21 protein-coding genes are annotated in these 24,656 nt (G+C 63.9%); 18 read left to right on the top strand and 3 right to left on the bottom strand.

Going from position 1 to position 24,656, the window contains the following annotated elements:
- Positions 1-47: 47 nt before the first annotated feature.
- Complete coding sequence (locus QM588_RS17570; protein ID WP_283315180.1) at positions 48-1,220, bottom strand: acyl-CoA dehydrogenase family protein; 1,173 nt, start codon at positions 1,218-1,220, stop codon at positions 48-50.
- An 81-nt stretch (positions 1,221-1,301) separates the two neighbouring features.
- Between QM588_RS17570 and QM588_RS17565 the strand changes: the two genes are divergently transcribed.
- The 12 genes from QM588_RS17565 to QM588_RS17510 all read left to right on the top strand — a co-directional run bounded on the left by QM588_RS17565 (position 1,302) and on the right by QM588_RS17510 (position 15,703).
- Complete coding sequence (locus tag QM588_RS17565) at positions 1,302-2,474, top strand: cystathionine gamma-synthase (protein ID WP_222074839.1); 1,173 nt, start codon at positions 1,302-1,304, stop codon at positions 2,472-2,474.
- Positions 2,471-3,241 carry a glutamate racemase gene (locus QM588_RS17560; RefSeq protein WP_283315176.1) on the top strand — a complete coding sequence of 257 codons (771 nt, stop codon included), beginning with the start codon at positions 2,471-2,473 and terminating at the stop codon, positions 3,239-3,241. The genes QM588_RS17565 and QM588_RS17560 overlap by 4 nt, the downstream gene beginning before the upstream one ends.
- Before the next feature lie 84 nt (positions 3,242-3,325).
- Positions 3,326-4,558 (top strand): MFS transporter, encoded by a 1,233-nt coding sequence (locus tag QM588_RS17555; RefSeq protein WP_283315173.1) that lies wholly within the window; start codon positions 3,326-3,328, stop codon positions 4,556-4,558.
- Positions 4,559-4,756: 198 nt separating this feature from the next.
- Positions 4,757-6,028 (top strand): NDMA-dependent methanol dehydrogenase, encoded by a 1,272-nt coding sequence (gene mdo / locus QM588_RS17550; RefSeq protein WP_032376592.1) that lies wholly within the window; start codon positions 4,757-4,759, stop codon positions 6,026-6,028.
- An 83-nt stretch (positions 6,029-6,111) separates the two neighbouring features.
- Positions 6,112-7,149, top strand: coding sequence for a MadB family AAA-type ATPase (locus QM588_RS17545; RefSeq protein WP_283315171.1), 1,038 nt, complete (start codon positions 6,112-6,114; stop codon positions 7,147-7,149).
- Positions 7,146-8,663 (top strand): MadC family VWA domain-containing protein, encoded by a 1,518-nt coding sequence (gene madC / locus QM588_RS17540; protein WP_283315170.1) that lies wholly within the window; start codon positions 7,146-7,148, stop codon positions 8,661-8,663. The genes QM588_RS17545 and madC overlap by 4 nt, the downstream gene beginning before the upstream one ends.
- Positions 8,664-8,848: 185 nt before the next feature.
- On the top strand, positions 8,849-10,036 hold the full coding sequence (locus QM588_RS17535; protein ID WP_283315294.1) for an iron-containing alcohol dehydrogenase: 1,188 nt from the start codon (positions 8,849-8,851) through the stop codon (positions 10,034-10,036).
- Positions 10,033-11,388 carry a MadS family sensor histidine kinase gene (locus QM588_RS17530; RefSeq protein WP_283315169.1) on the top strand — a complete coding sequence of 452 codons (1,356 nt, stop codon included), beginning with the start codon at positions 10,033-10,035 and terminating at the stop codon, positions 11,386-11,388. Before QM588_RS17535 ends, QM588_RS17530 begins: the two co-directional genes overlap by 4 nt.
- The gene (locus QM588_RS17525) at positions 11,385-12,065 is read left to right on the top strand and encodes a MadR family response regulator transcription factor (protein ID WP_283315167.1); all 681 of its coding nucleotides are present in this window, start codon (positions 11,385-11,387) and stop codon (positions 12,063-12,065) included. The genes QM588_RS17530 and QM588_RS17525 overlap by 4 nt, the downstream gene beginning before the upstream one ends.
- Before the next feature lie 119 nt (positions 12,066-12,184).
- Entirely contained in the window at positions 12,185-14,365 is a 2,181-nt protein-coding gene (locus tag QM588_RS17520; protein ID WP_283315165.1) for a molybdopterin-containing oxidoreductase family protein, read from the top strand.
- 37 nt (positions 14,366-14,402) lie between these two features.
- Positions 14,403-14,717: a ferredoxin gene (gene fdxA, locus QM588_RS17515; protein ID WP_027496268.1), complete on the top strand. Its 315-nt coding sequence runs from the start codon at positions 14,403-14,405 to the stop codon at positions 14,715-14,717.
- Positions 14,714-15,703 (top strand): NAD(P)/FAD-dependent oxidoreductase, encoded by a 990-nt coding sequence (locus QM588_RS17510; protein WP_283315162.1) that lies wholly within the window; start codon positions 14,714-14,716, stop codon positions 15,701-15,703. The genes fdxA and QM588_RS17510 overlap by 4 nt, the downstream gene beginning before the upstream one ends.
- 18 nt (positions 15,704-15,721) lie before the next feature.
- On the opposite strand, the gene QM588_RS17505 is transcribed toward QM588_RS17510, so the two are convergent.
- Positions 15,722-16,780, bottom strand: coding sequence for a helix-turn-helix domain-containing protein (locus QM588_RS17505; RefSeq protein WP_283315160.1), 1,059 nt, complete (start codon positions 16,778-16,780; stop codon positions 15,722-15,724).
- Between the two features lie 218 nt (positions 16,781-16,998).
- On the opposite strand from QM588_RS17505, the gene moaA reads away from it, so the two are divergent.
- The 3 genes from moaA (at position 16,999) to QM588_RS17490 (ending at position 21,845) form a co-directional block, all read left to right on the top strand.
- Positions 16,999-18,057: a GTP 3',8-cyclase MoaA gene (moaA, locus tag QM588_RS17500; protein WP_283315159.1), complete on the top strand. Its 1,059-nt coding sequence runs from the start codon at positions 16,999-17,001 to the stop codon at positions 18,055-18,057.
- Entirely contained in the window at positions 18,054-19,304 is a 1,251-nt protein-coding gene (locus tag QM588_RS17495; protein ID WP_283315158.1) for a molybdopterin molybdotransferase MoeA, read from the top strand. Before moaA ends, QM588_RS17495 begins: the two co-directional genes overlap by 4 nt.
- 288 nt (positions 19,305-19,592) lie before the next feature.
- On the top strand, positions 19,593-21,845 hold the full coding sequence (locus QM588_RS17490; protein ID WP_283315157.1) for an HNH endonuclease: 2,253 nt from the start codon (positions 19,593-19,595) through the stop codon (positions 21,843-21,845).
- A 38-nt stretch (positions 21,846-21,883) separates the two neighbouring features.
- Here the strand turns inward: QM588_RS17490 and mftM are convergent, their stop codons facing one another.
- A complete protein-coding gene (mftM, locus tag QM588_RS17485; protein WP_283315155.1) occupies positions 21,884-22,711 on the bottom strand; it encodes a mycofactocin oligosaccharide methyltransferase MftM in 828 nt (275 codons plus the stop codon).
- Positions 22,712-22,988: 277 nt separating this feature from the next.
- Between mftM and mftA the strand changes: the two genes are divergently transcribed.
- Genes mftA through mftC form a run of 3 tightly spaced genes read left to right on the top strand, consistent with a single transcriptional unit; the run spans position 22,989 to position 24,646 of the window.
- On the top strand, positions 22,989-23,102 hold the full coding sequence (gene mftA, locus QM588_RS17480; protein ID WP_069973092.1) for a mycofactocin precursor MftA: 114 nt from the start codon (positions 22,989-22,991) through the stop codon (positions 23,100-23,102).
- Between the two features lie 2 nt (positions 23,103-23,104).
- On the top strand, positions 23,105-23,389 hold the full coding sequence (gene mftB, locus QM588_RS17475; protein ID WP_032400159.1) for a mycofactocin biosynthesis chaperone MftB: 285 nt from the start codon (positions 23,105-23,107) through the stop codon (positions 23,387-23,389).
- A 33-nt stretch (positions 23,390-23,422) separates the two neighbouring features.
- Positions 23,423-24,646, top strand: a complete 1,224-nt coding sequence (gene mftC, locus QM588_RS17470; RefSeq protein ID WP_283315149.1) for a mycofactocin radical SAM maturase — start codon at positions 23,423-23,425, stop codon at positions 24,644-24,646.
- Positions 24,647-24,656: the final 10 nt, after the last annotated feature.

Here is a 24,656-nt window from a genome sequence, read left to right as displayed (position 1 = left end):
CGTTTTGCGTACCCTGAGGGGCGCAAAACGCGCACGACGGTGTTGCTCTAGCGGAAAGCGCTGGAGCCCGTCAGCGCCTGCCCGATCACCAGCTGATGGACTTCGGATGTGCCCTCGTAGGTGAGCACGGATTCGAGGTTGTTGGCATGCCGAAGTACCGGGTATTCCAACGTGATTCCGTTGGCAGCCAGAATGGTTCGGCATTCGCGGGCAATTTTGATCGCCTCGCGCACGTTGTTGAGCTTGCCGAGAGAGACCCGCTCGCCCGGTAGCTCGCCCTTGTCTTTCAGTCGGCCCAGGTGCAGCGCGAGCAATTGACCTTTGCCGAGTTCGAGGGCCATGTTCGCGAGCTTGGCCTGGGTGAGCTGGTATCCGGCCAGCGGCTTGTCGAACACCGCGCGGGTCTTGGAGTATTCGATCGCCGATTCGATGCAGTCCCGAGCCGCCCCCATCGCGCCGAACACGATGCCGAACCGGGCCTCGTTGAGGCAACTCAACGGTCCGCTCAGGCCGCGGGCCTCGGGCAGCATCGCGTCGGCAGGGAGTCGGACGTCGTCGAAAACCAGCTCGCCGGTGATCGACGCGCGCAGAGACAGCTTCTTCTTCACCGTGTTGGCAGTGAATCCGGGGGTGTCCGTGGGGACGACGAAACCCCTGACCTTGTCGTCTGTCTGAGCCCACACGACGGCGACGTCGGCGACCGGACCGTTGGTGATCCACATCTTGCTGCCGTTGAGAATCCAGTCGTCACCGTCGCGCTTGGCGCGGGTGAGCATGCCGCCGGGGTTGGACCCGAAGTCGGCCTCGGTGAGGCCGAAGCAGCCGATGAGCGACCCCTCGGCCATCCCCGGCAACCACTGTTGCTTCTGTTCCTCGGACCCGTACTTCCAGATCGCGAACATCGCCAGCGAGCCCTGCACCGACACCAGCGAGCGGATGCCGGAGTCGATGGCTTCGAGTTCGAGGCAGGCCAGGCCGTATGCCGTCGCCGATGTTCCGGCGCAGCCGTAGCCCTCGAGGTGCATGCCGAGCAGGCCGAGCGAGCCCAGCTCCTTGGCAAGTTCACGCACGGGAACGGTGCCCTCGTCGAACCAGTCGGCGATGTGTGGTCGGATGCGTTCGTTGCCGAACTTGCGGACGGTGTCCCGGATCTGACGTTCTTCGTCGTCGAGGAGTGAATCGATCGCGAACAGTTCGTCGACGCTCTGGGAGTTGGCCACGGTGCCTCTTTCCGCTGGGGGTTGTCTTCGCAGGTTACCCACGCCCCTGCCGTGCGCCGCGGGCCGATTAGTGTGGAGGCCATGAGTGAGCAGCGCAGCAAGGCAGACAACACCTCCTGGCAGGGCTTTTCCACGAAGGCGGTGCACGCGGGTTACGAGCCCGATCCACTGACCGGCGCGGTGAACGTGCCGATCTACGCCAGCTCCACCTTCGCGCAAGACGGGGTCGGCGGAATGCGTAGCGGATTCGAGTACGCGCGCACCGGCAACCCGACGCGTCGGCCGCTCGAGGCCAACCTCGCAGCCATCGAGTCCGGCACCTACGGGCGAGCGTTCTCCTCGGGCATGGCCGCCACCGACTGCATGCTGCGTTCGGCGCTGCGTCCCGGTGACCACCTCGTCATTCCCAACGACGCCTACGGCGGCACGTACCGATTGATCGACAAGGTCTTCACCCAGTGGGGCATCGAGTACTCCGTGGCCGCGGTCTCGGATGTCGACGAGGTCCGCGCCGCGATGCGTCCGAACACCAAGTTGGTGTGGGTCGAGACGCCTACCAACCCGCTGCTCAACGTCGGTGACATCGAGGCTCTTGCGGGCGTCGCGCACGAGGGTGGGGCCAAGCTGGTCGTCGACAACACGTTCGCGTCTCCGTACCTGCAGCAGCCGTTGTCCCTCGGTGCCGACGTGGTGCTGCACTCGACGACCAAGTACATCGGTGGCCACTCCGACGTCGTCGGCGGCGCTTTGGTGACAGACAGTGAAGAGCTCGATACCGCATTCGCATTCCTGCAGAACGGTGCCGGCGGCGTTCCCGGACCGTTCGACGCGTTCCTGACGTTGCGTGGCATCAAGACCCTCGCGTTGCGGATGGAACGACACAGCGACAATGCGGAGAAGATCGTCGAATTCCTCGACGGGCATCCGGCCATCTCGCAGGTCATCTACCCCGGCCTCGAGTCCCACCCGTCTCACGCGGTGGCCGCGAAGCAGATGCGACGGTTCGGCGGCATGGTCTCCGTGCGGCTGGCCGGCGGCAGGCAGGCCGCGCTCGATTTCTGCGCGAAGACCGAAATCTTCACTCTCGCAGAGTCCTTGGGCGGCGTCGAGTCGCTCATCGAGCATCCCGGTGCGATGACGCACGCGTCGACGGCCGGTTCGTTGCTCGAGGTCCCGGACGACCTGGTGCGTCTGTCCGTCGGTATCGAGGACGGTGCCGATCTGGTGGGCGACGTCGAGCAAGCGCTGGCATGATCGTCGCACTGATCGACTCGGGGTTGGGAATGCTCCCGACGGCTGCTCGCCTGCGTGAGTCGCGTCCCGAGCTCGATCTGGTGCTGATGATGGATCCCGACAACGCTCCGTGGGGTCCGAAGCCGGATGCGTGGGTGATCGACCGGGTGGTCGGTACCGCTCGGCATGCCGTCGAACTCGGAGCCGAGGTCGTGGTGCTGCCGTGCAATACGGCCAGCGTGACGGCGTTGAGCCAGGTGCGGGCTGCGCTCGGTGATTCGATCCCCGTGGTGGGGACGGTCCCGGCAATCAAACCCGCAGCGGCTGTCAGTGATCGGATCGCGATCTGGGCAACGGCGGCAACGACTGCAAGTGCGTACCAGGCCCGGTTGATCGACGAATTCGCCTCTCATCGAACAGTGACCAGCGTGGCCTGCCACGGCTTGGCCGATTCGATCGATCGCGGAGACTCGCTGGGAATACGTGCGGCCATCGACGCTGCGGTGGCCGCCACACCCGGCGACGTCGAGTCCATCGTGTTGGGGTGCACCCACTACCCGCTGGTGCTGGACGAGATCGTCTCGTGCTTACCGGCCGGTGTGACAATGTTCGACAGCGCGGCGGCCGTGGCCAATCAGACGGTACGACGCGCGGACGAGGTCGGTTCGGCGCGGACCGGAACCGGACTTGTCTCGGTGTGGCTGAGTGGGATCGAAGGCGCGCTACCGGACAGTGCGCATCGTTACCGCGAGGCAGCGGTACTTCTCGATGGTGCGCGAGCCCGGTAGTTTCACGCCGCCGGGGAATGCCCGGTGCGTTCGTGCGTTGTCCTTCACTGAGGTAACGGTCGTTGCGGTGGAGGGAATGAGCACATGGTCGGTGTCGACACTCGGGACGTACAGGGCAGAGCAGGGGCGCGGATTTCGCATCGGTATGCCTTCTGGGTGGTCGGCGTCGCCTTCATCGTGCTCATGGCGTCCTCGGCTGCACCGTCGCCGCTGTATCCGGTGTACCAGCAGTCGTGGGGGTTCAGCGCGATCACCCTCACGGTCGTCTTCGCCGTCTATGCGCTCGCGCTGCTGCTGACTCTGCTCACGGTCGGAAGTCTGTCGGACCACATCGGACGCAAACCGATCCTGGTCGCGTCACTGCTGCTGTTGATCGTCAGTCTGGTGTTGTTCATCGTGGCCGACAGTGTTCCGGTACTGATTGCTGCTCGCGTCGTGCAGGGAATTGCTGCAGGCGCGGCGACGGGGGCCATGAGCGCGGCCATCATCGATCTGCAGCCCACCGTGTCGACCGGCCCGCTGCTCAACAGCGTCGCTCCCTCCTTCGGTCTGGCGTTCGGCGCGATCGGGGCCGGGTTGCTGGTGCAGTTGGCGCCGGCACCCGAAATTCTCGTGTTCGCCCTGTTGATCGCGGCCGCGGCAGTACTGGCTGTGGCCCTGCTGTTCGTGCCGGAGACGTCGGCGATGCGCGGCTTCGATTCCCGACGTCACCTGGCGTCGACCCTGCTGCCGCGAGCCTCGCTGCCGAAGTCGGTGCGGGCACCGTTCGTGGTCATTGCCCCTGCCCTGTTCGCGACCTGGTCGCTCGGCGGGTTCCACCTCTCGCTGGGCCCGTCGATCATCGGCACCGTCTTCGGTATCGACAACCACATCGTGGGCGGCCTGGAGATCTTCTCGCTGTTCGCCTCGGGCTCGGTAGCAGCTGTCGTCGTGCGCAACGGGCTTCCTCGCACGGTGATGATGATCGGCGCGTCGGTGCTCGCAAGCGGCGTCGCGCTGACCTTGGTGTCGGTCGAAATCAGGTCGGTCGCGCTGTACTTCGTCGGCGCTGTCGTCGCAGGATCGGGCTGGGGAGCAACGTTTCTCGGTGCGATGCGCACACTCGGTTCGTTGGTCCCCGCTGCGGAGCGAGGTGGCGTGTTCGCCACGACATTCGTCATCAGCTACCTCGCCTTCAGCCTGCCTGCGGTGATCGCCGGTCTCGCTGTGCACCGTCTCGGATTGAGCACCACGGTCGAGGTGTACGGGGCGTTCGTCATAGCTCTTGCACTGATCTCGGTTGTCGGGTTCTCGGTTGTGCAGCGACGAAATCGATAGCGCAGCAATCACTCTTCGAACGCCCCTCCCGAGGACGGGCACCACGTACTGCCCAATCGGATAGTCCGGCAGCGGTGTTGGAAGGGTTCTGCCCTGCAAGTGTTCCGATCTCCTCTCCGTGCGGCCATGGTGGTCATCAGTGAGACGCCGATCACACATTCCCGGCGTTTCCTGACCACACTCACCGAGGAGACACCGATGGTTATCGAGCTCAATCAGATCTGGGAATTCCCCATCAAGGAGTTTCACCCGCTGCCGCGCGCCAAGCTGGGAGTCGGCGCCCACGACATGATCGGTGTCGAGGCCAAGGAACTCGGGTTCAAGCGCTCGCTGCTCGTCACGACTGGTCTGCGCGGGTCCGGCATCATCGAGGAACTGATCGGCAAGATCGAGTACCAGGGCGTCGAGGTGGTTCTCTACGACAAGGTCGAGTCGAACCCCAAGGACTACAACGTCATGGACGGTGCCGCGCTCTACCAGAAGGAGAAGTGCGACAGCGTCATCTCCGTCGGTGGCGGCTCGAGCCACGACGCGGCGAAGGGCATCCGCGTCGTCGTTGCCCACGACGGCCGCAACATCAACGAGTTCGAGGGCTTCTCCAAGTCGACGAACAAGCAGAACCCTCCGCACATCGCCGTATCTACCACTGCCGGAACAGGTTCGGAGACGTCCTGGGCCTACGTCATCACCGATACCTCGGACATGGAGAAGCCGCACAAGTGGCTCGCCTTCGACGAGGCGTCGACACCGACTCTGGCACTGGACGATCCGCTGCTCTACTACACCTGCCCCCAGCAGTGGACCGCGTTCTGTGGCTTCGACGTTCTTGCCCACGGTGCCGAGCCGTACGTCTCGCGTCTCGATTTCGCGCCGTCGCTGGGTAACGCGATCTACTCGATCGGCCTGGTGTCCAAGCACCTTCGCGAGGCCGTCTACGACCCGGGCAATCTGAAGGCTCGCGAGGGCATGATGAACGCCCAGTACATCGCCACGCAGGCATTCAACTCCGGCGGACTCGGTGTCATCCACTCGATTTCCCATGCGATCAGTGCGTTCTACGACAGCGCTCACGGCCTCAACAACGCCATCGCATTGCCGCGCGTGTGGGAGTACAACCTGCCCTCACGCTACGAGCGCTATGCGGAGATCGCCGTCGCCATGGGTGTCGACACGAAGAACATGACGACCGTCCAGGCGGCCGACGCGGCCGTCGAAGCTGCCATCAGGCTCGCGAAGGACGTCGGCATTCCCGACAACTTCGGATCGATCCGTTCCGCGACGTACGACAAGAACCGGATGAACACCGGCAAGTACGCCGGCAAGGGCGACGTGATCAAGGGCGACGAGAAGTCGGTTCTGAAGATCTCCGAGCACATCCAGGAAGACTGGTGCACCCCGGGCAACCCCCGCGAGGTCACCGTCGAGTCGATGATTCCCGTCGTCTCGCACGCGATCAACGAGTCGTACTAACCGCCACCCATGTGAGTGGAACTTCGTAGCAGGGTACGAAGTTCCGCTCACATGCGGCGCAGCCGCCGTCCGAAGGGAAACACATGACCACGCTGTCGACAGTGCGTAGCGACGACACCGACACCGTTCGATTCACCGACGCTGCCGATCTGCGGAGGGCGCTCGCCGAGCAGGACTACATCGCCGACGACGATCTCGCCACCGTGGTGCATCTCGCGACAGCGCTCGATCGCCCCCTTCTGCTCGAGGGACCCGCGGGTGTCGGAAAGACCGAGCTTGCCAAATCGCTTGCTGCGGCGAGCGGCCGCAAGCTGGTACGCCTGCAGTGCTACGAGGGGCTCGACGACAACCGAGCCCTGTACGAGTGGGATTACGCCAAACAACTTCTGCACGTGCAGATGCTGCGTGAACACATCGGTGCGCTGACCCAGCACGTCACCGACATCGACGACGCCTCGAAGCTGCTCGCCGCCAGGGACTTCGGCCTGTACTCCGAGCCGTTCCTTTCGGTGCGTCCGCTGCTGGAATCGATTCTGTCCGAGGAGCCGGTGGTTCTTCTCGTCGACGAGGTCGATCGCACCGAGGAATCCATGGAGGCGCTGCTGCTCGAGGTGCTTGCCGAGAAGCAAGTGACCATTCCCGAGGTGGGTACGTTCACCGCGCGAAGTGATCCCTGGGTCATTCTGACCTCCAACGACACTCGCGAGCTGTCCTCTGCCCTCAAACGCCGGTGCCTGCACTTTCATCTCGATTACCCCTCCGCCGAGCGGGAACGCGAGATCGTCACTGCCCGCGCCCCGGAGGTACCCGCCCAGGTCGCAGCCGAGATCGTGGCATTGGCAACAGAACTGCGGGCGCTGCCGCTGCGCAAGAGCCCGTCGATCTCGGAGGTCATCGACGCGGCTCGTATCGCGTCGGTCCTCGGCCACACCGAGGACACCCGCAAGTATCTGCTCGCCGCGCTGGTCAAATACTCCTCGGACATGAAGATCGCAATGGCGGGTCCGGTTATGGAGACGGACTCTGCAGCAACATCTCTCGGAGCCGTCGTCAATACGACCGCGACGGCGTTCCGGGGTCATGGTGGACGGGACAAGGGCGGCATCGGGATTCGACGATGACTGCGGTCGAGCCGTTGGCTCCGTCGGTGGTACTCGACGTGCTGTCGGCAGTGTTCGGCCGAACGCTGCGGCGGTTCGGAGTGGCGGCGTCGCCGGCCGAGGTCATCGAAGTACGACGCGTACTCGGGCTCCTGGGGGCACGTGACCTGACGGTTCTGCGCGCAGCGTTACGCGCCACGTGTGCGAAGTACGATCACGAACAGCAGGGATTCGATCTCGCGTTCGACTCGCTGTTCGCAGTCGGCCCGAATGCTGTTGTCGGCGAAAGTGCTTCGCCGGTCGGTGCACAGGTGGCCGGCGGCCTCCCGACCGATCTCGACGTGGGAGCCGACCAGGAGGCGGCGAAGTACGCCGAATACAACGAGCGTGCCGTCGAGATCGGAGATCTACTCGACGCCCCCGAGGCCGACAAGGGCTTCAACCCGCACAAGGACGACGACGACATCAGTCTGTCGTCGGAGGATCACGACCTGTCCATCGATACCGACGGGGACATGGGTCGACGGGGAGTGACCTACACCGTCGATCTGGAGCGTTCCGGTTCGACGGCGGCAGGGGAGTTGGCGTCGAGCACGAGCGGAGCGGTTGCAGGGCAACTGAACTGGGAGGATCCGTCAAACATCCTGGCATGGTTCGATGCCTACGATCCGCGCAGCGTGTACGGAGACGGTAGCGATGCGGCTCCGCTGAGTGCGGCGATGTTGGCCAGGATCACCGATGCCGTCGAAGCTTTCGTCGCAGCTCTGGGTAAGTTGACCGGGACGATGTCGTCACCGGTGCCGGTCGACGGCGTGGGGCGGGCGCTGGACTCTCATGCCGAGATCGAGCGCGCAAGTCACGAAGTGTTGCGGCACATGCGCGGTACGCCACGGCCGCGGCCTCGCGAACACTCACGAGGCCCGCTCGACATGCGGCGTACGGTTCGGTCGAGCTTGCGCACGGACGGCATTCCGTTTCGGTTGGTCACCAGGACGCCGGTTCCGGGCAAGGTTCGATTACTGGTACTGGCGGACGTATCGTTGTCGGTTCGCCCCATCACCGCATTCACGTTGCGGCTTGCCCAAGCGATGCACTCGCGGGCGCATCGCTGCACGGTGATGGGCTTCGTCGATTCTCCGGTGGACGTGACGACCACCTTGCTCGGGAGCACGGGCGACGGAGCTCTGGCTGCCGTACTCGCGGATGCGCGACTCGACCTCGAAGCGAGCAGCGATTACGGCAGGACCTTCGCGGACCTGCTGGACTCGCACGGGGACGTATTGAACAAGCGCACTGCCGTGATCATCGTGGGGGACGGTCGGTGCAACGGACGGCCGCCCGGACTCGATGCGTTGGACAAAATTCGGTCCAAGGTGCATCGGATCGCCTGGATCACTCCCGAAGCTCGTCGTTACTGGGCGCAGGCTGCGTGCTCGATGGAGGAGTACGAGCAATTCTGCGATCGAGTGGTGGTGGCACGAGACGGGGAACAGTTGGCGGCGCAGGCCGCCGATCTGGGGCACGCGCTGTCCTGAACCGAGCGATCACGCCAAGTACCTACCCGATCGGGTAGGTAGGAACCTGGCCCGGGGCTGGTGGGAACGGACCCGCTGCGCTCGTAAGGTTGTAACCTGAATCACAGGTCCGGATCGTGTTCGGATCGAAGGACAGCGAGGGTTGAACGGTGGACCAGGCAGCTACTGCGAACGTCGGCAAGGCGCTGCACGATCTCGATACTCGGCGCACCCGAGCCGAGACGCCGCGTGTCCTCAAGTTCCATGCGCCGGAGATCGTGTTCGGTCCCGATTCGCTGGGCGAGGTCGCCCATGCGACGCGTCGCCTCGGTGGGGTACGGCCGATGCTCGTCACGGACTCGGGGTTGATCGAGAGCGGTTGGGCCGGACAGCTCGTCGACCTCCTTCTTGCGCAGGGGCTAGAGCCCCAGGTCTGGAGCGCATTGACGCCCAATCCGAAGGACGTCGAGATCGAGGCCGGACACGGCTACTACGCGGACTTCGGCTGCGACGTGTTGGTGGCGATCGGCGGAGGGTCGGTCATGGATGCGGCCAAGGGTATTGCCGTCCTCGCCGGCAACGGCGGTCGAATACTCGACTACGAGGGCGTCGATCGGGCCACTCGGCCGATCCCGCCTCTGGTGATGGTGCCGACGACATCCGGCACCGGAGCCGACGTCTCGCAGTTCTGCATCGTCACCGACACCGCACGCTCGACCAAGATCACCATCCTCGGCCGGGCGCTCGTTCCGGACATCACCGTGATCGATCCGATGTTGCTGACCACGATGCCCGAATGGCTGAACGCGGCAACGGGTTTGGATGCTCTGACGCACGGGATAGAGGCGTTCGTGTCGCTCGGGCACAACCAGCTCACCGACCATCATGCTCTCCGAGCCATCACGATGGTGATGTCACAGTTGGCTCGCACCGTCGACGAGCCGACCGACATGGTTGCACGGGGGTCGATGGCGCAGGCAAGTCTGGAAGCCGGCCTGGCGTTCACGAACGCGATACTGGGGGCAACGCACGCGATGAGCCACCAGGTGGGCGGACTGCTCGACCTCCCGCACGGGGTGATCAACGGAGTGCTGCTGCCACACGTCATTCGCTTCAACGCTGCCGAGGATCCGTTGCCGTACGTGGCCATCGCGACGAGTCTCGGGCTGGCCGAAGGCCGCGCACGGCCGGAGGAGGCCGCGATGGCCGTGGCCGATCGGGTGGACCGCCTCGCTCGTCAGGTCGGTGTTCCGGCCGGCCTGGCCGAGATCGGTGTCGCCGAGTCCGATCTCGATGTGTTGGCCACCAACGCCTTACGTGATGCCTGCATGTCCACCAACCCGCGCTCGGCCACGCACCGCGAGATGGTCGATCTGTTCCGGAGTGCGCTGTGACGTCCGGACCCGACCTCTCGTTGCTGACGGGATTGCGCTCGGGCAAGAACACGTTCTACCCCCAGTATCGAGGCGCAGCAGAACGTTTGGAACGCGTTGTCTATGCGCTGGAACTGATCTCGCGAGCGCTGGTGCGCACGGTCGACGGTCCGGAAACGCTGGTGTGCGCTGTGGCCGAGGCCGCACGTGCTCATCTGAGTGCACGCTGGGTCGTGTTCGCTCTCGCCGACGGGGCGTTCCCCGACGCCGGCCCTCGCCGATTGGTTCTCGGACCCGACGCCACACCGTTTCTGGTCGACAACGTCGAAGGGCCACCGTTGCCGGACGACGTCGTCGACTGCCTCGAGTCGATCCGACAGTCGACATGCGGCGACGGGCTGACCCCGGTGATCTCCGCTCATCACGCCTTCGTACCGATCGCGTACGACGGAGGTGTCGTGGGCGCTTTTGCGGCATGGACGGGTGAGCAACGTGTGTTGGACGCCACCGACGCCGCGGTGCTCAGCATCCTTGCCAGCCAAACTGCGGTGGCTCTGCAGAATTCGGCTCTGTTCCAGAGCCGACGACAACTCCTCGAGCGCACCGAGAGTGCCTACGCCGAGGCGAATCGAACGGCAGCCGACCTCGCAGCCCGCAATGCCGAACTCCTGCTGACGCAAAGACAACTGGGTGCCGCGCATCGGCATCAGGTCCTCGACGACGAACGCCATCGGATTGCTCGCGAACTGCACGACAGTGTGACCCAGGCCGTGTTGTCGGCCGGTATGCAGATCGAGGTCTGTCGCAGCGAGATCTCGGCCGAAGAGCGCAGTGACAGGCTGGATCTGGCCAAGGATCTGACGCGTCGGGCAGTGGATCAGCTGCGGTCGGCGATCTACGCGCTCAATCACCCTCAGGACGCCGACCGTACGTCGCTTCCCGAAATGCTCGAACAGCTTTCGGTGGTCCATATGCCCGACGAGCTACAGGTCTCGCTGCGCGTCGAGGGAACTCCCGTCGAGTTGAGCAGCGAATGCGAGCATGCTTTGCTCCGCATCGCCGGAGAGGCGTTGTTCAACACTGCGGTGCACGGTCATGCATCCCGGGCCATTCTTCGCTTGAGCTATTCGCTCGATCAGGTACAGCTGTCGATCGCCGACGACGGTGACGGCGATCCGGCCCACTTGCGCATGATGCTCCACATGGCCGAGTCGACCGACGTCGACGGCCGCCACCGCGGGTTGGCGAACATGGCGACTCGCGCCCGCGAACACGGCGGGGTTCTCGAGATCCGCCGTGCCCGTACCGGGGGTGTGCGCGTGGCGGTGCGCATTCCGTTCCACGACTCATCCGAGAAAGGCGAAAAACAGTGAGCGTTCCGACGGTTCGCACGGGCGCAGGGCAGGTGGCGGCACCTACGGTCCGCATCGTGTTGGTCGACGACCATGCCATTCTTCGGGACGGGCTACGCTCGGTACTCGAACGCGAATCGGACCTGTCGGTCGTGGGGGAGGCGTCCACGCGGGAGGAGGGTTTGGCCGTCGTCGCACGGGTCGAGCCCGACATCGTCTTGATGGATCTCAAGCTCTCGGCCAGCTCGGACTACGAGGGCTTGGCTCTGTGTGCACAGCTGGCCAAGGCACACAACGGAATCGGTCTGCTCGTCCTGACGACGTTCCTCGACGATCGTCTGGTGGTGGAAGCCGTGCATGCCGGTGCTCGGGGATACGTGGTCAAGGACGTCGACACCACCGAGTTGGTTCGCGCGATCCGCGCGGTGTCGCGCGGTGAGAGTGCGTTCGATTCCCGGAGCGCGTCGGCCGTCGTTCGTTCTCTCAACGGCACACCGAGCAGCATCGAGCGGCTGACCGAGCGGGAGCTCGAAGTGCTCCGGCTACTGGCAACGGGCCTGTCCAACAACATGATCGGAACGCGGTTGTTCATCTCGGCGACGACGGTGAAGTTTCACGTCAGCAACATCATGCGCAAACTCGCGGTGTCCCGCCGTGCCGAGGCCGTCTATGCCGCGAGCAAACAAGGATTGATCTGAGCGGTGAGCCTTCGGGCGCAGAGTGCAAAGTAGACGGCGCTCGGCGTCCTGTCGGGGGCGTCCTCCCGGTGCAGGCTACGGATAACACACACCAGTGATATCCATGCCGAGGAGCACCCATGACGACCGTTCAGGAAGATACGCGCTCACACGACGCCCCGACCGACCGCCCGACGGCACTCACCGTTCTCGGGGCCTGTGCGCAGGATTGTCCGGATTCGTGCTCGATGGTCGTGACCGTCGAGGGCGGGGTGGCGACGAGCGTCAGCGGGAGCAAGACCAACCCGTACACCAACGGTGGCCTCTGCGTGAAGGTGGACAACTATCTCGACAAGGTCTACAGCCCGGACCGAGTGCTGTACCCGCTCAAGCGATCCGGACCCAAGGGCTCGGGACGGTTCGAGCGGATCTCGTGGGACGAGGCCGTTGCCACCATCGCCGAGAAATTCACCTCCATCGCCGAGGAATTCGGCCCCGAGGCGATCATGCCGTGCAACTACCTCGGCACCCAGGGAATCACGCAGGGGCTCAACGTCGGGGATGCGTTCTTCAACCGACTCGGGGCGACGGTTGCCGAGCGTACCTACTGCGATGCCGGATCGTGCACGGCCTACGCGATGACGGTGGGCGACACGGCCGGTGTCGACCCCGAGAGCTTCGTCCACTCCAAGTTCATTCTGATCTGGGCGGCGAACACCATGAGCACCAACCTGCACCTGTGGCCGTACGTGGCCGAGGCGAAGAAGCGCGGTGCCAAGGTGGTGGTGATCGATCCGGTCAAGACCAGAACCGCCAAGGCTGCGAGTTGGTACATCCCCATTCGTCCCGGCACCGACGGCGCTCTGGCCCTGGCAATGATGCACGTGATTATCGACGAGGGATTGACCGACGCGGACTACATCGAACGCTTCACCATCGGTTTCGACGAACTGGCCGAGCGGGTGCAGCAATACACCCCGCAATGGGCGTCCGAGGAGACGGGCATTCCGGTCGAGGACATCTACACGCTGGCAAGGGAATACGCACAGGATCAGCCCTCCGTCATTCGGATCGGCGTCGCCATCGAGCGCAGTGCCGGTGGCGGTCAGAGCGTCCGGGCCATCTCCTGTCTACCGTCGTTGGTGGGGGCCTGGCGTAAGCCCGGTGGTGGCATCCTGCAGCTGCCGCTGTGGGCGTTTCCGGTGAACTGGCCCGAGTTTCTGCAGACGGACCTGCAGACTCCGGGTACGCGCGTGATCAACCTGTATCAGCTGGGAGAGGCGCTGACCGGCGGGCTGAATCTCGATACGCCCCTCAAAGGACTGATGGTCTACAACTCGAACCCGGTGGTGGTGTGTCCCGATCAGAAGCGCATGATCGACGGGCTCAGCCGGGAGGATCTGTTCACAGTCGTCAGTGACCACTTCATCACCGACACAGCCGATTACGCCGATATCATCCTGCCCGCCACGACCCAGCTGGAACAGGACGACATCAACTTCTCCTGGGGTCACCTGTTCGTCACGTACAACAACCGGTCGATCGAGCCCCTCGGGGAGGCCGTGCCCAATACCGAGCTGTTTCGCCGACTCGCCGCAGCGATGGGCTTCACCGAACCGGTGTTCTCACGAACCGATGAGGAACTCCTCGCCCTCTCCTACGACTGGAATTCTCCGGCGATGGAGGGCATCACGATCGACTCGTTGAAAAAGCTCGGGTGGCAGCGACTCAATCTCCCCGGTCCCGACGAGTACGCACCGCACGCAGAGGGTAATTTCCGGACGCCGTCCGGCAAAACGGAGTTCGTGTCCTCGGCGGCGGCGGGTGGCAACTTCGTGCTGCCGCTGTTCCGGCAGGGATCGAACGATCACCAGCCGGGACAACCGGTTGATCCGCTCCCGCACTACATTCCGCCGCGCGAGTCATCCAGAGCCAATCCCGAACTGGCAGAAAAGTATCCACTCAATCTGCTCACGCCCAAGTCGCACGCGTACCTGAATTCGAGCTTCGGCAATCTCGACATGCACCGCAAAGTGCAGAAGGAGCCGACCCTGCTGATCAACCCTGTCGACGGCGAACGGCGGGGAATAGCTTCGGGTGACGTGGTGCGGGTCTTCAACGATCGCGGCGAATTCACCGTCGTTGCCAAGCTCGACAAGTCGGTCATGCAGGGTGTCACCGTCTGCGCGATGGGTGCATGGCGCAAGAACATGCTGTCGCTGTCGACCCCGGCGTCGCTCAATCCGACGGTGTTCGCCGACCTCGGGAACGCTCCGACGTTCTCCGACACCCTCGTCGAGGTCGCGGCGCTCGATTCCTGACAACTCTTTCTCCTACTACGAACAAGAGGATCTCGATATGGCCTACGTCGTGACCGAAGCGTGCATCGACCTGCTCGACAAGGCATGCACCGAGGAGTGCCCGGTCGACTGCATCTACGAGGGCGCTCGGATGATGTACATCAATCCCGACGAGTGCGTCGACTGCGGCAAGTGCATGCCGGCCTGTCCCAACGACGCCATCTTCTGGGAGCACAAGATCCCGGAGGAACAGAAGCAATTCGTCGACATCGCCGTCGAATTCTGTGAGGACGCAGATGCGTCCGGTGGTGCGGAAGATCTCGGCCCGGTCGGGCACGACCATCCCTCGATCGACGAAGTGGCGAAGAAGTGAGTGCCGCAACGGTTTCCGAGAGCGATCTCATCATCGTCGGTGCCGGACCAGCCGGGCTGTACGGGGCTTATTACGCGGGTTTCCGGGGCATGACGGTCACCGTGATCGACGCTCTGCCCCACCCGGGTGGGCAGCTGGCCGCGTTGTATCCCGAGAAGAAGATATTCGATGTCGCGGGCTTTCCAGCGATCAAGGCGCAACATCTGGTGGACGCATTGGTCGAACAAGCGGATCAGGCGAAGCCGACGTACCTGATGGGTCACGTGGCGACAGAACTCGAAGAATCCGAGAACTTCGTGCGGGTCACGACGGACAAGGGCAACACCGTCGTCGGAAAGGCCGTCCTCGTGGCCGCGGGCATCGGTAAGTTCACGCCGAGGCCACTGCCGGCCGGAGCCGAGTTCCACGACCGTGGCCTACGGTACTTCGTACCGAAACTCGATGATCTGGCCGGCGAACGGGTGATGATCGTCGGGGGCGGAGACTCGGCCGTCGACTGGGCGTTGAGCCTCGAACCGATCGCGAAGTCGGTGGTACTGGTGCACCGACGCAACGAGTTTCGGGCCCACGCGCACAGTCTCGGTCTGCTGGAACGGTCCGGTGTCGACGTCCTCACGCCGTTCGAGGTGGAGGAAATTGTGGGCGCGGACGCTGTCGAATCGGTGACGATCGTCGACGGCACCGGAGTCGACCGTCGGCAGCTCGAGATATCGAGTGTTGTTGCCGCACTGGGGTTCAAAGCCGCGCTCGGCCCCATCGCCACGTGGGGATTGGACAAGTACCAGCGCGATATCGCCGTCGGACGGACGATGCGCACCAACCGAAAGCGAGTCTTCGCGGCGGGCGACGTCGCCGGACACGAAGACAAGGTCAAGTTGATCGCAGTCGGTTTCGCCGAAGCAGCGACAGCGGTGAACCACATCGCCCCGCTGGTCGACGGCTCGGCAGCGATCGTGCCCGGCCATTCGAGCGACTCGATTCTCTGACGAGAACCGCGCAGGAGCTCAATTCGACCGACGAGGACCGTGAGCAGTGCCGACCTCGGGCTGCTCACGGTCGCTCGGCCACATCGGGCGAGTGACCGCTCGCGGGTCGTCGGACTGCGCGCACGCGGCGGCCCGATACTGACGCGGGCTCATCCCGTACTGCTCGCGAAAGGCGCGACTGAACACTGCGGAGTCCGCGAAACCCCACCGCCGACTGATCTGCCCGAGGGAGCGGTCCACCGCGACGCTGGCGATGATCTCGCGTCGGCAGCGCTCGAGCCGCTTGACCCGAATGCTGCGCGCCACCGTAGTGCCACTGGCCGCGAACAGGCGGTGCAGTTGGCGGGTGGAGACGAGCATGGCCGACGCGACCGTGCTGGGCGACAGATCTGGGTCTGCGAGGTGCTCCTCGATGTATCGCTGCGCAGTCCGAACCAGGGCGGTACTGGGGGAGTCCAGCGCCGGGCTGGCAGTGGTGTTCCTGGCGATGACGCTGACCAGGTCTCCGACTTCGTCTGCGATGGCCTGCGCGCCTGCGGTACCCAGCGTCGATCGGGTCGACCCCAGGTCGTGCAGAAATCGGCCGAGGAGGCCGCTGAAACCCGCCGAGCCGTCGAAGGCCATGGCCGTCAGGTCGCTGGATTCACGTTCGTCGAGTCGCAGCATGTGTCGAGGCCAGGTGAAGACTTCGAGCTCCCATTGATCGTCGTCGGGATGACCGTCGATGATCCAGTCGAAGGGACGAGACGTGTCGTAGATGGCGAAGTCGCCGCGTGAGAGCACGCATTCGCGTCCGTCCTGCACCACGATCGCGCGGCCTCGACGGATCATCCCGATCTGAACGTATTCGATGCGGTCCTTCTCGATGAGCGAGTCGGTTCGCGCGATGCGTTGAGTGGTCGATCGGACAGTCGACACCTGCAGGTGAGCGAGAGACATCGACCGGACGGCTCCGGTGAACCGGCTGTTCGCCACGTCGGCTACGTCCAGGGCGACGAAGTGTTCGTTCAACATGTCGGACCAGTCGCCGCGGCTGGTCGTTCGAGTCGGGATGGAGAATCCGGATCGAGACAGCATGGGGACCCCTTGTCGTAGACGCTCACGGCGATGCAGGAGCTTTTCTTCGAGATTAACCCGCAATGTTTCCGGTTGATTCACTGTTCGTAACTTTGCCGGAAAGTCGTGCGGCAGTGCCGTGCGCTGGTCACTGCACGTCAAATACCGGGCGCGCGCGGTCAAGTGCGAGGCACCGCCGTCCGCGATTCTGGTGGTCGACCGAGTGAAAGGAGTACTCCGTGGGTGACATCGTCAGAGCAGTGCGCGCGCATGCGACCGACGTCGATTCGGGAACGGTGGACACTCGGGGACGGGCACTTCGAGATCTCCGAATTTCGGTCACCGACCGATGCAACTTTCGCTGTGTCTACTGCATGCCCCGGGCAGAGTTCGGTCCCGATCACCGATTTCTCGACACCGGCAGGCTGCTGTCCTTCGACGAGATCGACAGAGTGGCGCGGGCAGCGGCCACGATCGGCATCCGAAAGATCCGTCTGACGGGTGGTGAACCGTTGCTGCGGGCTGGAATCGCCACGCTGGTCGAACGATTGAGCGCCATCGACGGCGTCGATCTTGCGATGACCACGAACGGGTCGTTGCTCGCAGCCCACGCCGCATCGTTGTACGCGGCCGGTCTGAAGCGCGTCACCGTCAGCCTGGATTCGATCGACCCGACGACGTTCGCGCGGATGAGCGACACGCGCGTACCCGTCCGGACCGTGCTCGACGGCATCGACGCGGCAGTTCGCGCCGGGATATCACCGGTCAAGGTGAATGTGGTGGTGCGACGGGGCGTGAACGGTGATTCGATTCTCGACCTTGCCGAACGGTTCCGAGGGACAGGCATCGTCGTGCGGTTCATCGAGTACATGGATGTAGGGGCGACGAACCGGTGGGAAATGGCGCAGGTGATGGACTTCGACTCGATTGTCGACGTCATCGGGGCAGTCCATCCGCTCGAGAGGATCGAGTCGATGTACGAAGGCGAGGTCGCGACGCGCTATCGGTATCGCGACGGTAGCGGCGAGATCGGGGTGATCGGCTCGGTGTCGAAACCGTTCTGTGGCAGCTGTACTCGGGCCAGGCTGTCGGCGGACGGGCAGGTGTACACGTGTCTGTTCGCTTCTGCGGGAACCGATCTGCGCGCGCTGCTGCGTTCGGGGGCATCGCAGGACGCTCTCGTGGCGCGGTTGTCGGCGCTCTGGACGAGCCGTGACGATCGGTACTCCGAACTGCGAGCGGGATCGGGGGACACCCCGGCCGGCGAGCGGATCGAGATGTCCTATATTGGCGGATGAGGCGGACCAGAACCTCCACCACCCGTTCGGTCGACGAACACCGTTGTGCCATAGCCGATCTCGGTTTGGCAGCCCGAGTGCGGGCGGTACCCATTGGATCTGCGGTCGGCGCAGTCCTCGCCGAGGACGTCGTTGCCGAACGCGCGCTGCCGCCTTTCGGCAATTCTGCTGTCGACGGGTTCGCCGTGCGCCACACCGATGTGGCCGGGTCCCAACGACTGCCGACCACGCTGACCGTGTCGGCTCGTAGCGTGGCCGGACGAGCGAGTGCCGAGCTGAGCGTGGCACCGGGTGAATGTGTACAGATCATGACCGGTGCCGTACTTCCACGAGGGGCCGATCTGGTGGTACCGGTGGAACACACCAGCGGATTCGTGACGTCGTTCGGGTTCGATACGGTGACCATCTGTTCGAATGGCTCGAAGAGCAATATTCGCGGTCGTGCGTCGGATTTCGATGCCGGTGACGTAGCCATCAGGGCGGGTACGGTGCTGACCCTCGCTCAGGTCGGACTGCTCGCCGCACTCGGGCGAACCCATGTCAGGATCGGCTCGACGGTGACCGTGGCTGTGTTGTCCACCGGATCCGAAATCTGCTGCTCTGGAAGCACTCCGATGCTCGGTGAGTGTTTCGACGCCAACTCTCCGATGATCGCAGCGGATCTGCTGCGGTGCGGTGCCGATGTCCACCTCGAATCGGCGGTATCCGACGACGTGCAAGCATGTAGAGAGGCCCTTGCTCGCTGCGCTGCGGTAGCCGACGTCATCGTGACGACCGGTGGAATCAGCGCAGGAACCGAGGAAGTGGTCCGGCTTGCGCTGGCGGATCACGACGTCGACTTCGCCTCGGTTGCGGTCAGGCCGGGAAAACCGCAAGGCTGCGGACGATTCGATGGAGTGCCGATCATCTGCTTACCCGGGAATCCGGTGAGTGCGCTGATCTCGTACGAGTTGTTCGTCCGGCCGGTCCTGGCATCCGCTCTGCAGGATCCGGCGGCGGAGCGGACGGTGAGAACAGTGCGGGTTCGCGGCGACGGGACCTCGCCGTCGACCACACCTCGGGTTCTGTTGGGATTCATCGACGGCGCGGATGCCTCGGTCACGCAGTCGCATTCGATGAGAGCATTGGCAGCCGCGAACGGATTGGTCGTCGTTCCCCCGGGCGACTCACTCCCGCACGCAACGGGGCAGTACCCCGCGTGGACCTTCGATTCACGGGTGGCATCGAGACCGGGCCGGTACGTATGAGTTGAGCGAACAACTGCGCAGACCGCAGGCGGTGAGATCAGATGGTGCGGGGTGGAGGCCAAGCAGGATGGAGAGACGGTGACGGCGGGAAGTTATCGCGACGGCACCAGCGCGCAAGCGAGAGTGCCGAGCAGACACTGAACGAGGTGCGCGCGGCAACGGGTACCGAGTACTAGGTCATTCAGCTCCCACAACTACGATTCGGAAACCTGTCGGTGGGTCGAGATACTCTTTCTTCAGTTCGAACGCATGTTCTTCGATTGCGGGTCACCGGGGGGGGTGAGAAGAATGGCTGCACCAGTGGTGTCGTTGGATGCGTTGATCGCTGCCGCGCGAGAAGAGAATCGGCAGGCGGCCCGAAAGATCGCCGCCTGCTACGACTTCCACCTCACCTGCATCGCCCAGGATACGAAGCATCGACACTACAGCCGGTACGGACGGACCGAGATGGCGGTGGCGTTGGGGTGTTCGGCGACGGTCGCCGAGGCCTACATCTCTGTCGGGGTCGCCCTGCACACCCGCATGCCGAAGCTACGGTCTGCGTTCGAGGCCGGTGAGATCGACCTTCCGCGAGTGAGGGTGGCGTGTCGGATTCTCGACAACCTCTCGGACGACATCGTGCGGTCGGTCGAGGACGAGATCGTCGAAGCCGCGCGCCGACTCTCGCCGGGGCCGTTGGAGAAGGAGATCTGGGACATTCTGTTGCGGGTCGCGCCGGAGGAAGCAGCAGCGTTGCGGGAGTTCGCGAAAAAGTTCCGCACTGTTTCCTATGCCCCGGCTGGGGAGTTGGCGCGGATCCGAGCAGAATTGACCGCCCCCGAAGCTGCCGCCGCATGGCAGCTCCTGGAGGAGATGGCCGACACGGTGTGCGTGAAGGATCCGCGCGGTAAGCAGGAACGACTGTGTGATGCGTTCATGGCGCGGATGCACGGAGAACCACGGCTGATTTGCCTGTGTCAACGTGAAGACTGCCCGAAGAAAGATGCAGAGCTGCCGGATCGTCGGGTGCCGTTGACGATGATCACCGTCGACACCGCCACCCTCATCGGACTGCTCGCAAATCCGGCGTATCTGGCCGGGCACGGTTCCATCGATCCTGATCTGGCCCGGGGACTAGCTCGCAACAGTCAGTGGCAGATTCTGCTCACCGAGGCGGTGACGCTGGCGGAGACGCTCGGGCTGGCGGTGCAGAACCCGGAAACCGGGGAATGGGAACGACGCTCCGCTGAATCGACAGACACCACAGAAGCCACAGACACCACAGTCGAGTCGAACACGGCAGACCCCGAGCATGCTCAGCCGAACTCGGCAGAATCGAATACAGCGGAAACGAATACGTCTGAAACGCAAACGGATACGTCTGAAACGCAAACGGATAGAGGCACAGGAAGTGCAGCGGGCACCGCAACGAACACAGCAGCGCCGACGGATGCGGCATCGAGAACGGACTCGGCAGCACCGAGAACTCACGCCGACAACGCAACCGGCGATACACGCCGCGAAGACAATGCTGACCCTAATTCCGTCGGCAGCCCGCAGGCCGGTATCGACACCGTCACCCGACCCAATACCTCGGGCACCGAAACCGGCCACGCCGCGAGCGCCGAAACACCACCGCCCGGACCTTCACCATCCGACCCAGGACCGCCATCCGACCCAGGACCGCCACCCGACCCGGGACCGCATCCCGACCCGGGACCGCATCCCGACTCAGGACCGGTCCGGTGTTCGGGTTCGGTTCCCCCAGAATCGCATTCGACGACCGGCACAACGCCACCCGCGCCGACCGCCGACTCCGACACTCGGCGACGGCGTCGGAATGCTCTGGCGTCCGCTGCAGCACTGTTTTGTACCCACACCCATGTCGGCCGGGGCTCACGGCACAGCTCTGCCCTCGACCTGCCGTCTGCGATTCGGCGGGACAACCGGACAACCCCCACAGCAGGCCGGACCCCCTCAGTCCACACACCGGCACACCGCCCGCCCTCCGGCATCTATCTCGGCAATGCATCCCTCGCCGCAACACTCGAAGCCGCCATCGCCGCCGACCCCACCCTCGCAAAACCTGTCCGACGCGACCCACTCACCGACCGAGCCTTGATCTACAGACCCGACGCCCTCACCACCGCCGCCGTCCGACTCCGCGACCGCCACTGCCGCTTCCCCGGCTGTCACCGACCCGCCGCACGCTGCCAGCTCGATCACGTGATCCCGTTCGATCACGCCAACCCTTCGGGCGGCGGCTGGACCACCGTCGACAACCTCCAATGCCTCTGCGAATACCACCACAGCGTCAAAACCGCCGGCTACTGGAAAGCGGTCATGCTCCCCGGCGGTGCCATGCTGTGGACCTCCACCTCGAAGACCACCCGAATCACCCTGCCCGCCAACGGAACAGCCGTACCCATCATCGGCAACGACCTCCGCCCACACATCCCCACCAAACCCAAACGATCCGGCATCATCACCTACCCCGACCCACCCGACAACCCGACTCCAGAACCGAGCGACGAAGAAGGTGACACAGCACCACCGTTCTAGAACTCCCGCGGATCCCGAGCCTGAAGTATCGAGACTGTTCAGACGAGTTGTGGTGCCGTCGTCTTGTCGATCACGAGCCAACCGCCGTGGTAGGTCGAGGTCTCGAAGGGCTCTCCCGTCGATCGTCCCAACTCGGCCAACGCAGTCTCGTCGAAGGTGCGGATGTGTCCGTGGCAGACGGTGGTCTCTGTCTCGAACGGTACCGCGATGACGACGCGGCAGCGCGCCACACGTAGAGCCTCGGCGACGATGGCAGAGCCGGTCTCGGCATCGACGTGTTCGAGCAGGTGCAGGGCTGTCACGGTATCGACACTGTTGTCGTCGAACGGGATTCGGGCTGCATCGAACACTGCCGTGTCGAGTCTCGTGCCGAGGTGCGGAGCGACAGTCGCGAGCAAGTCCATGGTTCCCGCTGACTGGTCGGTCGCGGTGACCGAACACCCCTGCATTGCCAGCCGCAACGGAAAGAAGCCGAAGCACGAACCCAGATCGAGTACCGAACCGCGGATCGATGCGGCGGCACGCTGATGCACAGGAGCGAAGACTGCTCGACCGGAGAGGAGGTCATACAACGAGTTTCGGTAGTACGTCGTCCACGCCTCGACCGGATCGGAGATAGTGGTGCGTACGATTCCGACCAGCAGGTGCTCGAACTCGCGTTGAGACAGACCGATGTGGCGCGCCTGTTCGGTGATGAGCGGCACGAGGCCCTCGCCGATCTCGCCCGCAGCGAGGCAGTGGTTCACCTGCACGGTCGATCCTGCACGTACGGCGTCGAATCGGAGCCCGGGATTGTGCCGGACGACGACGTTGTCATGTGCCCAGACCCCGTCGGGCCCGGGTGCCAATGCATCGATCTCGGTCATGTACGTCTTCTTCTGTCGTTTCTGCTGTGACCTTCTGTTCCGGTGAGCGTTCCACAGGGAACCGCGCCACAACTCGGATCGACCGCTGGTCGGTCCGCTCGGGCGCTGTTCACCCCGCAGGCCGGACGGGCCGGTACCTACCCGACTGGACGGTTGATCGCGACGGCCGACCAGTTCCTGCGCCATGGCCCGTCGGAAACCTCGACGGCCGTTAGCGTGGTGATCCTGAACACAGTCGATCGGATTGTGGCCGAACAGATTTCGTAGGAGGAATCAGATGTCGAAGAAGAGTGAGAACGCTGTGGTCGGTACGTCGGTCGTCGAGTCCGATCTGGTGGAGGAGTCGTTGGTGGAGGAAGTCTCGATCGACGGCATGTGCGGCGTGTACTGATCATGACTACTGCTGTGCAGGCCACGCTCGATCTGGATGTGCGGTGGATTCTGCATCCGCAGGTGGCGTTGCGTCCCGAGTCGTTCGGGGCGCTGCTCTACCACTTCGGGACCCGCAAGCTGTCGTTTCTGAAGAACCGCACGATCGTGGCGATCATCGAGTCCCTTCCCGACCACCGGGATATGCGGTCGGCGATCGCGGCCGCAGGGATCAGCGATTCGGCATCGGCTCCCTACGTGAGAGCGCTCGAGACGTTGGCGGACTCGAACATGATCACTCGCCCGTAGAACCTGACCCATTCGTAGAAGAGGACGGCCCCTATGACTTCCACCCTCGAAAGACCAGCTCCGGTAGGGAAATTGGTCGATCAGTTCGAGCTCGGTCTCGATGCTCCGATTTGTCTGACGTGGGAGTTGACCTACGCGTGCAATCTGTCGTGTGTGCATTGTCTGTCGTCGTCGGGTCGTCGTGATCCGCGCGAGCTGAGTACTGATCAGTGCAAGTCGATCATCGACGAGCTGCAGAAGATGCAGGTGTTCTACGTCAACATCGGCGGCGGTGAGCCGACGGTCCGCAGCGATTTCTGGGAGCTCGTCGACTATGCGACAGCGCATCAGGTGGGGGTGAAGTTCTCCACCAACGGGGTCAAGATCGACAAGAAGGTCGCCGAGCGCCTGGCGGCGTCGGATTACGTCGATGTGCAGATTTCCATCGACGGCGCGACGGCAGAAGTCAACGACGCGGTCCGCGGTCCGGGTTCGTTCGATATGGCGTGCCGGGCGTTGGAGAATCTGAAGGAGGCCGGGTTTCGGGATGCGAAGATCTCGGTGGTCGTCACCCGGCACAACGTGAGCCAGCTCGACGATTTCAAGGCGTTGGCCGACAAATACGCTGCGACACTGCGCATCACACGACTGCGGCCGTCGGGTCGCGGTGCGGACGTATGGGACGATCTACATCCGACGGCGGGCCAGCAGCGCGAGTTGTACAACTGGCTCGTCGCGAACGGTGAGGGTGTATTGACGGGCGATTCGTTCTTCCACCTCTCGGCGTTCGGTGACGCTCTGCCGGGGCTCAACCTGTGTGGTGCGGGGCGGGTGGTGTGTCTGATCGACCCGATCGGCGACGTGTACGCATGCCCGTTCGCCATCCACGAGAACTTCCTCGCGGGCAACATCGTCCGAGACGCGAAAGACGGTATGGGCGGTTTCCAAACCGTCTGGCAGACCTCGGAATTGTTCCAGGAACTCCGCTCACCGCAGACCTCGGGTGCGTGCACCAAGTGTGCTCATTTCGATGCGTGCCGAGGCGGGTGTATGGCGGCGAAGTTCTTCACCGGTCTGCCGATGGACGGTCCGGATCCCGAATGCGTGATCGGCAACGGTGAGATGGCGTTGGCAGCGGCGGGGGAGATCCCCAAGTCCAGCGTCGACCATTCGCGTACCGGTCAGAGAAAGACTCCCCGCAAATCGGTGCCGTTGACGTTGATGATGCGTCCACCGACGAAGATCTGCGACGAGAACCCGCTCGCAGGAATGGAATAGGAACACCAAG

The organism is Rhodococcus sp. IEGM 1354 (genome assembly GCF_030056855.1).
GTDB lineage: Bacteria > Actinomycetota > Actinomycetes > Mycobacteriales > Mycobacteriaceae > Rhodococcoides.
The sequence above is the reverse complement of the archived record's forward strand: the minus strand, read 5'-3'. Positions and strand labels throughout refer to the sequence as shown.

Excerpts from the sequence above, each read along its gene's own strand:
- QM588_RS17565 (WP_222074839.1), top strand. The coding sequence starts at position 1,302 with ATGAGTGAGCAGCGCAGCAAGGCAGACAACACCTCCTGGCAGGGCTTT.
- QM588_RS17560 (WP_283315176.1), top strand. The coding sequence starts at position 2,471 with ATGATCGTCGCACTGATCGACTCGGGGTTGGGAATGCTCCCGACGGCT.
- QM588_RS17555 (WP_283315173.1), top strand. The coding sequence starts at position 3,326 with ATGGTCGGTGTCGACACTCGGGACGTACAGGGCAGAGCAGGGGCGCGG.
- mdo (WP_032376592.1), top strand. The coding sequence starts at position 4,757 with ATGGTTATCGAGCTCAATCAGATCTGGGAATTCCCCATCAAGGAGTTT.
- QM588_RS17545 (WP_283315171.1), top strand. The coding sequence starts at position 6,112 with ATGACCACGCTGTCGACAGTGCGTAGCGACGACACCGACACCGTTCGA.
- madC (WP_283315170.1), top strand. The coding sequence starts at position 7,146 with ATGACTGCGGTCGAGCCGTTGGCTCCGTCGGTGGTACTCGACGTGCTG.
- QM588_RS17520 (WP_283315165.1), top strand. The coding sequence starts at position 12,185 with ATGACGACCGTTCAGGAAGATACGCGCTCACACGACGCCCCGACCGAC.
- fdxA (WP_027496268.1), top strand. The coding sequence starts at position 14,403 with ATGGCCTACGTCGTGACCGAAGCGTGCATCGACCTGCTCGACAAGGCA.
- QM588_RS17505 (WP_283315160.1), bottom strand. The coding sequence starts at position 16,780 with ATGCTGTCTCGATCCGGATTCTCCATCCCGACTCGAACGACCAGCCGC.
- QM588_RS17495 (WP_283315158.1), top strand. The coding sequence starts at position 18,054 with ATGAGGCGGACCAGAACCTCCACCACCCGTTCGGTCGACGAACACCGT.
- QM588_RS17490 (WP_283315157.1), top strand. The coding sequence starts at position 19,593 with ATGGCTGCACCAGTGGTGTCGTTGGATGCGTTGATCGCTGCCGCGCGA.
- mftM (WP_283315155.1), bottom strand. The coding sequence starts at position 22,711 with ATGACCGAGATCGATGCATTGGCACCCGGGCCCGACGGGGTCTGGGCA.
- mftA (WP_069973092.1), top strand. The coding sequence starts at position 22,989 with ATGTCGAAGAAGAGTGAGAACGCTGTGGTCGGTACGTCGGTCGTCGAG.
- mftB (WP_032400159.1), top strand. The coding sequence starts at position 23,105 with ATGACTACTGCTGTGCAGGCCACGCTCGATCTGGATGTGCGGTGGATT.
- mftC (WP_283315149.1), top strand. The coding sequence starts at position 23,423 with ATGACTTCCACCCTCGAAAGACCAGCTCCGGTAGGGAAATTGGTCGAT.